Raw genomic sequence first — 11,660 nt, 5'->3', positions numbered from 1 at the left:
CGCCTCGGGAAACCGGTATTGGCGAATGCAATTCGCGCGGTCTCCGGAGACCCGTCACCGATTACGGAAAACGGGTTGCCTTTTGAGTAATAAACTTCCCAAACATTGTGATATGAATGTACGGGTGTAATTCATTACATAGTCTTAGATTCGGCATAACAAACCGTTTATTATATGAATATATAAAATTATAAGACATGGCCCATGACTTGCTAAGTAACGTTGAACGCCAATTCAATTGACGAAAGGCAGGCTATGGGAATCGAACGGTGGCTGGTGACTGTGGGCAGGTGGCTGGGGCTGACCTCGGATGCCGTCATGGCCCATGATCGATCGGAGACACGCAATCAATGCCTGATCGCCTCGGAGTTCAGCTATTTCGGGAATGTGGATTCCGCACTCATAAGAAATCTGAACCGCTCCGGCGCATTTGTTGAAACCCAAAAAAAATTCAGTGTCGGTGAATCGGTTCGGTTGAAATTCCCGTTGCATTATCTCGATCCGCCGGTGGAGGTCTCGGGGGTCATCGCCTGGACCGGATCCGGCGGCGTGGGGGTGAAGTTCACCCCCATGGATTTGCAGGGGGGATGACATGGCCCCTTCCTTCGGCGATGCGGTCCCAATAAAAACGGCTGCAGGCGTATCTGGCCGTTGACAAGGCGATAATAAACTTTTACGATGCTGATATAATTCATGATACCAAGGGGGCCGCATATGAACAAAGGGGATCTGATCGACGCATTGAAAAGAAAAAACGGTTTTACCCGGGAAAAGGCGGAGCGGGTGATTGATCTTTTTTTCGGTGAAATGACCAACGCGCTGGTCAACGGTGACCGTGTCGAGATCAGGGGATTCGGCAGCATTTTTGTAAAACGGTATGGTTCCTACAAGGGACGCAACCCGAAAACCGGCGATTCCGTGCTGGTCAAATCCAAACGACTGCCTTTTTTCAGATGTGGCAAGGAACTGAAGGAGAGGGTGGACAACGTCAACCATTGAGTGCCTTGCCCGCTGCACCGCATTGGATGCCAGTGGGCTGCCCGGATGACTCGGTTTAGGCGACCCGCCACGCAAACCGGCCGGTCACGCCAGTTCAGCAGCACCCGCACGGGACATCCGATCCGCATCCCCTCCGCTGATGTTGGCCTTCTGCTCAACCTGAATGCGTTCTGTCCCGGTGATCTGGCGTTGAGCCGGGGCGCATCCGAACCAACGATGATATCCACCAAAATTCCGGATATCTCATCATCCCGGGAATGACGGCATCTCCTGAATTTTATACCCGGAGTCACAAGGCCGGCCGATGACCATGAACGGCACGATTGCAAAAGGTGACGGCCGCGGGTCGCTTTCCTTCCTGCCACACCCCGTCGTCTATCTGTTTCGACCGGACCCCAAACCGGAAACGACCGGCGGCGAACCTGTCGGTGACCCTGAAGACCGGACCGTTGCGGCAACCCGGCCTGTGATTGTCTGCAGGCAATGCCTGCACGAAATCACTTCCCACGACCAGCGCAAGGAGGTTAACGGTGCCCATGTGCACAGCTTCGCCAACCCGGAAGGCATCATTTTTGAAATTGCCTGTTATCGGGAGGCCTGGGGATGCGGCTACCTGGGACCTTCGTCGCCTGAGTTCACCTGGTTTGCCGGTTACGTCTGGCGGATCGGGGTCTGTGCCAATTGCCATGTTCACCTGGGATGGCGTTTCTCGGCCCCGGATGGCCATTTCTTTCACGGTTTGATCACCAGCCGGCTGATGTCCACTGGCGGGTAGCCCACAAATTGTGCCGATTTTACGCGCCCACCCCCACCCAATGTGTTTTCACGTGAAACGTTTCATCAAAAAAATCATGATCTTATTCTCATTCGAAACATGAATTCCATTTATGCTTTTGACAGATGTCGGCCGGTGAACTATAGTGCAGACGCCATTTTGGCGGGTTTCCGATGAAAATGAGCCGGACCTTACCAGTAGAAAAAGGGCCTTGCCGATGAAGCTTCGAGACATTACGGACTGTTGTGTTCATCTGGAAGTCCATGAAAAACGGTGTGATCGTGATGACCTTTTTGAGCTGGTTTTTTTCGAAAGGGATATCGCCGAATGGACGCGCATCCTGGCCGCCTTTCTTGGCGACCCGGTAAAACCCAGCGGCAAGGTGCCGACGTCCAAGGACTTGGAACTCACCGAGGGAACCGGCAGTATTCGTGTCGAACAGACCCTTTTTGAAAAAAGTGTTGAAAACGGTGCGATTATCGCCAAATTCTGGCCCTGGAAAGATGGTCGCCATATCACCTTGAGAATGGCGCTGCTTGCCGATTCATCAATTTAGACGATCAGGAGCATTCGTTCGGACATGTCCATGCTTAAAGCGATTCCGGTTCTTGTCGCGGCACTTTTTCTGGGAAACTGGTTCCTTCGCGAAGCCAGAAAGGCCAAAATGGCCGGAAAGCCGTGGTACGCCCCCTACCTTACGATTCCAGGCATATTGATCATTGTCGCCTTCATGATTCCCGTTTACCTTCGATTCTTTCATTGATATGGCGAGAAACCGTTTTGTGTGCTGCGAAACCTGAAAAGGACCGGTTGCGAATCACCATTGACCGTTCGCTGAAATTGAACCACACCCCCGCCATGCTGCTGGACAACCTGGTGGAACGGTTTCAGATGGTCAATCCCAAATGGCTTGAAAATCAACGCATGGGCCGCTGGAACCGGGGAACGAAAAAGACCCTTCGCTTTTACCGGCGATTCGGCAAAACCGGGATTGTTCTTCCCCGCGGATACGCCCGCCAGTTGCTACTTCTGCTCAAACGGGAAAACTACGACTATCGCCTGGATGATCGGCGTCGACTGATGCCGGCCGTGGACTTTGATTTCAACGGCCAGCTCAAGCCATTCCAGTCGGTGGGGGTGGCCGAAATGGTGAAAAAGGATTTCGGCACATTGAGTGCCCCGACAGGAAGCGGCAAAACCGTTATGGGACTCCATCTGATTGCCCGGCGGCGTCAACCGGCCGTTGTGGTGGTTCACACCAAGGATCTGGCCTTTCAGTGGATCCGGCGTATCGAGCAGTTTCTGGGGATCCCGTCTGACCAGGTGGGCCTGATCGGTGCCGGAAAGAAAAAAATCGGCGACCGGATTACCGTGGCGCTGGTTCAATCCCTTTACCGGGTCACGGACCAGGTCGCACCCCACACGGGCCACATCGTCGTCGATGAATGCCACCGGGCCCCCAGTCGGACCTTCACCGAGGCGGTGACGGCCTTTGACTGTCACTATATGCTGGGCCTGTCGGCCACCCCATGGCGGCGGGACAAGCTCTCCAAACTCATTTTCTGGCATCTCGGGGATGTCCACCACGAAGTGGACAAGGCCGGGCTGGAAGAAAAGGGCCATATTCTAAAGGCTGACATCGTTGTCCGGACGACTGACTTTGAACCCTACTTCGACCCGGTCAATGATTACTCGCGCATGCTTTCCGAGTTGACCGCCGATGACGATCGCAACCGGCTGATCGCATCGGATGTGGAAAAAGAGGTGCGCTCCGGCAAAGGAATCTGCCTGGTGCTTTCCGATCGGAAAAAACACTGCGAGACCCTTCAGGGGATCCTGCGGTATAAATTTGATGTCCATTCGGAACTGCTCACCGGGGACCTGAACAACGAGGCGCGGAAAACGGTGCTGGACCGTCTCAACCAGGGGCGGGTCAAGGTCCTTATTGCCACCGGCCAACTGATCGGAGAAGGCTTCGACTGTCCGGATCTGTCCACCCTGTTCATGGCCACCCCCATCCGGTTCAGTGGGCGGGTGATGCAGTATCTCGGGCGGATTTTGCGGCCTGCCCGAGGCAAGGCCCGGGCCCGGGTCTATGACTACATAGACGAGCGGGTGGCCCCGCTGGCAGCGGCGGCAAAGGCCCGGCAGCGGGTGTATGGGGGGGCAGGGGCCAGATGAAACAAGCGTGGGATACAGAAACCGTCGGATTCCACAGCGATGATGGCAAAGCGTTTCCTCCGCCAATCCCGAAAAAGGAGGAAAGATTCCCCATTCCGGCCACGGTTCGGCGCCAGCGGCCGGAAAGGAAAAGGGGCCTCCGGTGCTTGGTCTAACATTCTGCGATCCCACGCCTGTTTGCCGGTGGAAGATGCCGATCACCACGTTCAATCGATAACCGGGCAATGGTGCCGGGGTGATGGGCCTGCGTCCGGCCGAACGGGCCGGTAAGTGCGGTCCGGCAGAAAGGATCGAGGCGTATCTTCAGGCTAAAATAGTCCCCGGCCGTTGTCAAGTATGACGGGGTCGGAAGAAAGCCGACGGTTGCGTTAGGCTTTATCCCTCGTCACTGCGGCGCGCCGTCAGTACGCCCATTCCTCTGTGCGAGTGGCGGGTGATTTTGCGCCGCCGTGTGAAAGGATTACTCGCTGCCGCCCCTGACCGCCGTGGCAGGGACCACCGACATCCGCTGGATGAGCACGGGTGTCCGGGGCACGTCCCGCATGCCCGAATGGGAGGTGGTGGGCACCTTTTCTATGGCTCGCACCACGTTCATCCCTGACACCACCTTGCCGAATACACAATACCCCCATCCCTTGGCCGTTTTGCCACGATGATCCAGAAAACCGTTGTCCTTGACGTTGATGAAGAACTGGGCCGTGGCGGAATGGGGATCTGATGTCCGCGCCATGGCAATGGTGCCGGTCCGGTTCGGCAGCCGGTTATCGGCTTCGTTGGGAATGGGGGGGCGGGTCGGCCTGCGGTTCATTTGGGCATCAAATCCACCGCCCTGGATCATAAATCCGGAGATCACCCGATGAAAGATGGTGCCGTCGTAAAAACCGGCGCCAACGTAATCCAGAAAATTGTCCACGGTTCGTGGAGCGGCCGTCCGGTCCAGTTCCAGCACTATTTCACCCTGGCTGGTGATCAGCTTCACCCGGGGCATTGCATCGGAAGCATGTACCGACCCTGTGGCAACCAGCAGGATCAACAGTACGGTCACAAGACATCGTTTCATATCAGGGTCTCCTATAATTTTGATAAACGTCGAACATAATTATTTTGAAACTTTTCAAGGCGTTGGAACGACTAATATGTTGAAACCACCCAACAGTAGCGTTTACAGGGGCCCGCAGATGCAAGGCCTCGGGCATGCAGACGACCTGTCTGACCTTCAAATGCCCGGTAACGAAGCAGATGCGGTGCCCTGTGAATGCTTACCCATTTCTACCACAGTTCGAACACCCGGCGGGGCTTGTCCAGGCGGGAGATGCCTGACGCCCGGGTGTCCCTGACGGCCTGGTCGTATTCTGCGGGACTCAGGGCCACGGCCAGTGCCGGCATTTCCCTGGCCTTGCCACAGGGACGATATTGCGCCATCACGTTCACATAGGTATTCCGGGACAATGAATTGGCCAGGAACTCCATGATGTTGGCCGTTCCCGCCAGTCCGCCGGGCAGGACCAGATGGCGCACCAGAACCCCTTTGACGGCCAGACCGCTGGTCGGGTCGATGTGCAGGTCCCCGACCTGGCGTTGCATTTCGACCAATGCGAGTCTGGCCACCTCAGGGTAATCGGGGGCATTGCAGGTGTCCAGGGCCACTTTGGGGTCCCAGAATTTGAAATCCGGCATGTAGATGTCGACGATACCATCGAGCATCTTCAAGGTTTCCACGGAATCGTAGCCGCTGGAATTATAGACCAGGGGGAGCGTCAGACCCCGCTGGGCAGCCAGATGGACGGCCGATAGAATCTGTGGCACCACGTGGCTCGGGGTGACCAGATTGATGTTGTGGCATCCGGCCTGCTGAAGGTCGAGCATGATTGATGCCAGCTGGTCGTCGTCCATTTTGCGGCCCGCTCCCAGCTGGCTGATCTCATAGTTCTGGCAGAAGTTGCACCGCAGGTTGCAATGGGTGAAAAAAATGGCGCCCGACCCGCTGCGTCCCACCAGGGGCGCCTCTTCACCGAAATGGGCATTATAGGAGGCCACGACGGCCCGCAGGCCGGTATCGCAGATTCCGGTTTCACCGGCCGTTCGGTCCACACCGCAGCGGCGCGGACACAAGGTGCAGCCGGTCAGCGCCTTACGTGCCTGGTTGACCCTGCGTTCCAGAATCCCGGTTTTCAGGGCCTCAAGATAGGCGGGGGCAAAGGGTGCCATGGTTACCTCTCCAACCGTTTTTTTTAATTGTGCATCATCTGTTCGAGCTGATTGACACTTTTGGCCTGGCCAACCACGACCAGGGTGTCGTCGGTCTCTATGCGGGTGTCGGCTTTGGGGTTGAAGATCAATGTGTTGTCGGCTTTTTTGATGGTGAGAATGATCAGGTCCAGCTGCTGGCGGATACCCGAATCCTTGAGTGCCACGTTCAGCAATCGCGAGGTGGGCCGTACCCGGATTTCCTCCATCATAATGTCAGTGCTTTCATCGGTAAAGGCCAGTTCGAGGAATTTGATCACCGTTGGACGCAGGATCGCATGGGCCATTCGCCGGGCCCCAAGGTCGTAGGGTGAAATCACCTTGGCGGCGCCTGCCGCCTGTAGGGTCCGCTTGGCGGTGTTCTGGATGGCCCGGGCGACGATAAACAGGTCGGGGTTGAGCTGTCTGGCGATCAGGGTCAGAAAAACGTTGTCCGCATCGGTGGCCACGGCGGTGATCATCCCTTTGGCCGACCGGATGCCTGCCCGGATCAGGAGGCTTTCATCCGTGGCTTCGCCGAGCAGGTAGAGGACGCCGTCTTCGTTCATGGTCGCCTGGCGCCCCTTATTTTTTTCGATGATGACCACATTCAGGTATCGCTCGGTCAGATAACGTGACAGAACGCGGCCGATTCGGCCATACCCGCAGATGATATAGTGATTCTTCAGCTTGGCGATCCGCTTGTCCAATTTACGCCTCCCGAGAATGACGCGTATACGGTCTTCGACCAGAAATTGTACGATCAGGCCGACCACATACATGAAATAGCCGACCCCCGATACGATGAGGATGATGGTGAAGATCCGGCCGAGGTCGCTGATCTGGTGCACTTCCCCGTAACCGACGGTGGCCAGGGTGATGATGGTCATGTAAAAGGCGTCATCGAACGCCCATCCCTCGATGAACATGTAGCCGCACGTACCGGCCATAACGAGCCCGACGGTCAGGATGATGCTGAGGGTGAAATGGGTTTTACGTTCCATGTGCGCCTGTTTTCCTGTCCGTCGGCGTGATCTGATCTTCACTGCAATCCAGGCTTACCCGCGGCCATGTCATAATCCGTCTTGATTTGCATGCTGCTTGGGACTATAAAAAAACCTTTGTGGCCTGTCAACTGCCAAACGGCTGCAACTCCTTTTTATTAAATAAGATTCTTTCAAATCGATGTTGACTTCGGAGTCGACTCGTGAAAGCGATGCGATCAGTGAACCCGCTTCTGGAGATTGTTGACATCCGCAAGCAGTACAAGCAGGTGGTGGCTGTGGACGGCGTAAGCCAGACCATCGGGCGAGGCAGCTGTTTCGGGCTGCTGGGGCCCAACGGTGCCGGCAAGACCACACTCATCGAGATTGTCGAGGACATCATTGCCCCCACTTCCGGGACCGTTCTCTACAAAGGCAAGCGCCGGGCGGCGCAGTTCCGGCAGGAGGTCGGCATCATGTTCCAGCAGACGGCCCTGCTGTCGTACCTGACGGTCGCCGAAACCCTGGAAACCTTCAGCCGGCTTTACGACCACACCGAGACCATCGGCCATTTGATCGGGCTGTGCCACCTGGAGGAGGTCAAAGACCAGCCCAACGACAAGATTTCCGGCGGACAGAAACAGCGCCTGCTGCTGGCGCTGGCCCTTTTGAACCGGCCCGAACTGGTGTTTCTGGACGAACCCTCCACCGGTCTGGACCCCCAGGCCCGGCGCAACCTGTGGGATATCATCAAAGCGGTAAAATCCCAGGGCCGCACCATCGTGCTGACCACGCATTATATGGAGGAGGCGGAAAAGCTCTGTGACGACATCGCCATCATGGACAAGGGCGGAATCATTGCCCGCGGTGCCCCCCACGATATGATCCACACCCATTGCAGGCGGGCCACCGTGTCGGTTCCCAAAGACCGGTTTCCGGAAAAGATCCCGGCCCTGCAGGGGTTTGTCAGGGAACGGGGAGAGCGGGTTCAGATTCGTACGGAAAACGTCAACGCGGTTGTCGGACAGTTGCTGTCCAGCGGGGTGGATATGCGTGGTGTCAATGTCAGGACACCGACCCTGGAGGATGTTTTCCTGAAGCTGACCGGGCGAAGCCTGCGGGAATAATCGGGAGCCGGTATGCGTTTTAAACGATTGTGGGCCGTTTTCAGGGCCAGGAACCGCGAATTTTTCAGGGATCGCGAGGCGTTCGGATGGAATTTCCTTTTTCCCTTCCTGATCATCCTCGGTTTTGGTGTGATTTTCAAGGGAGACTACGCCTCCCCGTTCAAGGTGGGTGTGTTTCCGGTCCCCCATGGGGCTGCCGTCAACGGGTCGATCGACAACCTTCCCGATTCGTTTGCTGCCTTCAAGGCCATTTCCCTGGTGGGGTTCGACACCTACGCCCAGGGGATGGACAAACTCAAACACCATAAAATAGACCTGCTCGTCGAGGCGGGAACCCGGCCCGTGCGCTACTGGGTCAGTGATGCGTCGCCTTCCGGGGCGATTGCGGAGCGGCTCCTCAAGGGGGCCCTGGCGGTCCCGCCTGCCGGCGACCGGTTCGAAAAAAGGGACGTTCAGGGCGTTCCGATCCGCTACATCGACTGGCTGTTTCCCGGGGTGCTGGGCATGAACATGATGTTCAGCGCCCTGTACGGGGTGGGGTGGGTGGTGGTGCGCTATCGTAAAAACGGCGTGCTCAAACGCCTCAAAGCAACGCCGTTGACCGCTTTCGAATACCTCAGCGCCCAGTTGCTGTCCCGTATTTTCCTGCTCATGTTCACCCTGGTCATGGTTTGGGTGGGATGCGATCTGATTCTCGATTTCAAGGTCTATGGGCGTTTGCTGGATCTGTTCCTCGTGTTCCTGGCGGGCAGCGTCTGCATGACCGCCCTGGGTCTGGTGATTGCCTCCCGCGGGACCAGCGAAGAGTTTGCCAACGGCATCCTCAATTTTATCTGCTGGCCCATGATGTTTCTGTCCGAGGTCTGGTTTTCCATTGAAGGCGCGCCGGCGTGGCTCAAGGCGGCGGCCAAGATTTTTCCCCTGACCCACGTGTTGACTGCGGCACGCAAAGTGATGAACGAGGGGGCCGGGCTGCTCGCGGTGACCCCGGAAATGACCATCCTGTGCGCCATGACCCTCGCTTTTTTACTGGTCGGCGCAGCGTTGTTTTCCTGGTACAAATAAAACGGAGGTCAGAGGTCGGGGGCGCCGCCCCGTTGAACGAGGTCTGAACACTGATGAAACCTGTGCGTTTTCATACAGGTTGAAGAACAATTAAAATTCCCGAATAACTAGCACCAAAATACAAACCAAGCCCAATCCCCTAATTAACTAAACTGTGTATGGGCGATGGAATCAATCCCCCGCGGATCAGGAACGGATTGCCACCGGTGGCGTTGTTAACCGGCATGATGATGGATTCACCCAGCAGGCCGCCGAAAAAGGCGTGATCCCCCGCTTTTTTTCCGGGTACGGGGATCAACCGCGTGGCGGTGGTTTTTTTGTTGATGACGCCGATGGCCATTTCATCGGCGATGATGGCAGCCAGGGTCTCTTCGCTGGTGTCGCCGGGAATGGCCACCATGTCAAGCCCTACCGAACAGACACAGGTCATGGCCTCCAGTTTTTCGATGGAGAGGTGTCCCTGGGAGGCTGCCTGTGAGATGTTCAGGTCCTCGCTCACCGGGATGAAGGCGCCGCTCAGCCCCCCTACATGGGAACTGGCAAAGGCACCGCCTTTTTTGACCGCATCGTTTAACATGGCCAGGGCTACCGTGCTCCCCGGTACGCCAATGGCCGTAAGCCCCATGCTCTGGAAAATTTCCCCCACACTGTCCCCCACATTGGGCGTGGGGGCCAGGGAGAGGTCAACGACACCGAAACCGATGCCCATCCGCTGGGCCACCTCCCGGCCGATGAGCTCTCCGACGCGAGTTACTTTATAGGCGGTATTTTTTATGATATCGCTCAGTTGCCCTAAATTAAGTCCCGGATTCGCGGTTACGGCACGGTCGATGGCCCTTTTGACCACCCCAGGCCCGCTGACTCCCACGTTGATCACCGCATCGGCTTCGCCGACCCCCAGGTAGGCGCCGGCCATGAAGGGAATATCCTGGGGGATGTTGGCGAACACGCACAGCTTGGCACAAGCCAGGCCATCGCGGTCCGCAGTCAGTCCGGCCGCTTCCTTGATTTTACGCCCCATAAGCAGGACGGCATCCATATTGATTCCCGCCCGCGTGGAAGCCACGTTGATCGACGCACACACCCGCTGGGTGTCGGTCAGTGCCTGGGGCAGGGCCTCGATCAGGGCCCGGTCCCCTCTGGCCATGCCTTTTTCCACCAGGGCGGTAAATCCGCCGATAAAATCCACACGGGCATCGATGGCGGCTTCGTTGAGGGCCGTGGCCACGTCCAGCATCTGGCTGGCATCGAAGGGTGCCGCGGCGACAGCGATGGGGCTCACTGAAATGCGTTTGTTGACGACCGGGATGCCGTACTTGTCTCCCACCTCGTCGCAGGTCTGCACCAGATGCCGGGCTGCGGTGGTGATGCGGGTATGGATATTTTCCGTGAATCGTCCGATGTCGTCGCTGGCGCAATCCAGCAGGCTGAGCCCCAGTGTGACGGTCCGGACATCCAGATTTTCATTTTTGAGCATCTCCACGACGGAGAGAATTTCTCGTTCACTGAACATGGCATAGGTTCCTTATACGCGATTGATGGCTTCAAAGATCAGTTTGTGCTGGATGGACAGGTCCAGCGACAATTCCAATGCCTTTTCACGCAGGTCCCGTCGAAGGGCCTGGTGGCTGGTATCGGTGGGAATGTCGACCTCGTAGATCATGATGTTGGCATTGGGATCGTCGCCGCCTTTGAAGACGGCCTGCAGGTTGGTTACATTGACGCGATGGCCGGCCAGGATGGCGGTAATGGCCGCCACCAGTCCCTTCCGGTCGGGGCCTTTGGTGACCACCACAAAGGGTTCGCTGTCGGCAGCCATCGTTGACGCATCCGTGTCCGAGAGCGGTTTCTCGAAGACATGCAGACCCATGGGCGAGAGCCCGTCGTCCAGGTGGCCGTGCAGGTCGCTTTCGGACAGGGCTTTGGGAACGCTGACGATGAAAATGCCGGAAAATTCGTTTTGCAGGATCGTCTGGCTGACATTTTCAATGTTGCAGTCCTGTTCGAACAGAATGCGGGTGACGGCGGCGATGATGCCGGGGCGGTCCTTGCCCAGGACCGAAATGATCATTTTTTTCATGTAACAGGCTCCCCATACGTTGACGGATGACAATGAAGCATCCTTATCGAACAATTGGGAGTGGGTGTCAATACAGGGGAACCGAATAATCCCATTGGCTTGATTTGAAAAAAGATTGTGCCCAAAAGCACCGCTGTGGTAGATTACAGGCCAATCTGAGAGCACGGTCCGTCGGTTCATTTTTACGGCGGCAACGGGTAAAACAGCTATTTCACCACCGTATG

At 56.7% G+C, this 11,660-nt stretch carries 13 protein-coding genes; 8 read left to right on the top strand and 5 right to left on the bottom strand.

The annotated features are described in order from the left end of the window. The first annotated feature begins 255 nt into the window (after nucleotides 1-255). The 6 genes from DSCA_RS05245 (at nucleotide 256) to DSCA_RS05220 (ending at nucleotide 3,955) form a co-directional block, all read left to right on the top strand. Complete coding sequence (locus DSCA_RS05245; RefSeq protein WP_155315423.1) at nucleotides 256-591, top strand: PilZ domain-containing protein; 336 nt, start codon at nucleotides 256-258, stop codon at nucleotides 589-591. A 123-nt stretch (nucleotides 592-714) separates the two neighbouring features. Continuing rightward, nucleotides 715-999 (top strand): HU family DNA-binding protein, encoded by a 285-nt coding sequence (locus tag DSCA_RS05240; RefSeq protein WP_155315422.1) that lies wholly within the window; start codon nucleotides 715-717, stop codon nucleotides 997-999. Nucleotides 1,000-1,303: 304 nt separating this feature from the next. After that, nucleotides 1,304-1,774, top strand: coding sequence for a cereblon family protein (locus tag DSCA_RS05235; RefSeq protein WP_155315421.1), 471 nt, complete (start codon nucleotides 1,304-1,306; stop codon nucleotides 1,772-1,774). A 217-nt stretch (nucleotides 1,775-1,991) separates the two neighbouring features. Continuing rightward, nucleotides 1,992-2,330 (top strand): hypothetical protein, encoded by a 339-nt coding sequence (locus tag DSCA_RS05230; RefSeq protein ID WP_155315420.1) that lies wholly within the window; start codon nucleotides 1,992-1,994, stop codon nucleotides 2,328-2,330. 24 nt (nucleotides 2,331-2,354) lie between these two features. Next, nucleotides 2,355-2,537, top strand: a complete 183-nt coding sequence (locus tag DSCA_RS05225; protein WP_155315419.1) for a hypothetical protein — start codon at nucleotides 2,355-2,357, stop codon at nucleotides 2,535-2,537. Between the two features lie 47 nt (nucleotides 2,538-2,584). Then, nucleotides 2,585-3,955, top strand: a complete 1,371-nt coding sequence (locus tag DSCA_RS05220; protein WP_231716383.1) for a DEAD/DEAH box helicase — start codon at nucleotides 2,585-2,587, stop codon at nucleotides 3,953-3,955. A 460-nt stretch (nucleotides 3,956-4,415) separates the two neighbouring features. Here the strand turns inward: DSCA_RS05220 and DSCA_RS05215 are convergent, their stop codons facing one another. The 3 genes from DSCA_RS05215 to DSCA_RS05205 form a co-directional block, all read right to left on the bottom strand. Continuing rightward, a complete protein-coding gene (locus DSCA_RS05215) occupies nucleotides 4,416-5,015 on the bottom strand; it encodes a peptidylprolyl isomerase (protein WP_331457146.1) in 600 nt (199 codons plus the stop codon). Between the two features lie 209 nt (nucleotides 5,016-5,224). Continuing rightward, nucleotides 5,225-6,163: a radical SAM protein gene (locus tag DSCA_RS05210; RefSeq protein WP_155315418.1), complete on the bottom strand. Its 939-nt coding sequence runs from the start codon at nucleotides 6,161-6,163 to the stop codon at nucleotides 5,225-5,227. A gap of 23 nt (nucleotides 6,164-6,186) precedes the next feature. After that, a complete protein-coding gene (locus tag DSCA_RS05205; RefSeq protein ID WP_155315417.1) occupies nucleotides 6,187-7,185 on the bottom strand; it encodes a potassium channel family protein in 999 nt (332 codons plus the stop codon). Nucleotides 7,186-7,397: 212 nt separating this feature from the next. Here DSCA_RS05205 and DSCA_RS05200 point away from each other — a divergent pair, with 212 nt between their 5' ends. Further along, complete coding sequence (locus DSCA_RS05200; protein WP_155320319.1) at nucleotides 7,398-8,291, top strand: ABC transporter ATP-binding protein; 894 nt, start codon at nucleotides 7,398-7,400, stop codon at nucleotides 8,289-8,291. Between the two features lie 12 nt (nucleotides 8,292-8,303). Then, nucleotides 8,304-9,356, top strand: a complete 1,053-nt coding sequence (locus tag DSCA_RS05195; protein WP_155315416.1) for an ABC transporter permease — start codon at nucleotides 8,304-8,306, stop codon at nucleotides 9,354-9,356. 139 nt (nucleotides 9,357-9,495) lie between these two features. Here the strand turns inward: DSCA_RS05195 and DSCA_RS05190 are convergent, their stop codons facing one another. Then, complete coding sequence (locus tag DSCA_RS05190; RefSeq protein WP_155315415.1) at nucleotides 9,496-10,869, bottom strand: PFL family protein; 1,374 nt, start codon at nucleotides 10,867-10,869, stop codon at nucleotides 9,496-9,498. Nucleotides 10,870-10,881: 12 nt separating this feature from the next. Then, nucleotides 10,882-11,436, bottom strand: a complete 555-nt coding sequence (locus tag DSCA_RS05185) for a glycine cleavage system protein R (protein WP_155315414.1) — start codon at nucleotides 11,434-11,436, stop codon at nucleotides 10,882-10,884. Between the last annotated feature and the right edge of the window lie 224 nt (nucleotides 11,437-11,660).

Source organism: Desulfosarcina alkanivorans (genome assembly GCF_009688945.1).
GTDB classification, from domain to species: Bacteria; Desulfobacterota; Desulfobacteria; order Desulfobacterales; family Desulfosarcinaceae; genus Desulfosarcina; species Desulfosarcina alkanivorans.
This window is presented reverse-complemented; position numbering and strand designations above follow the sequence as displayed.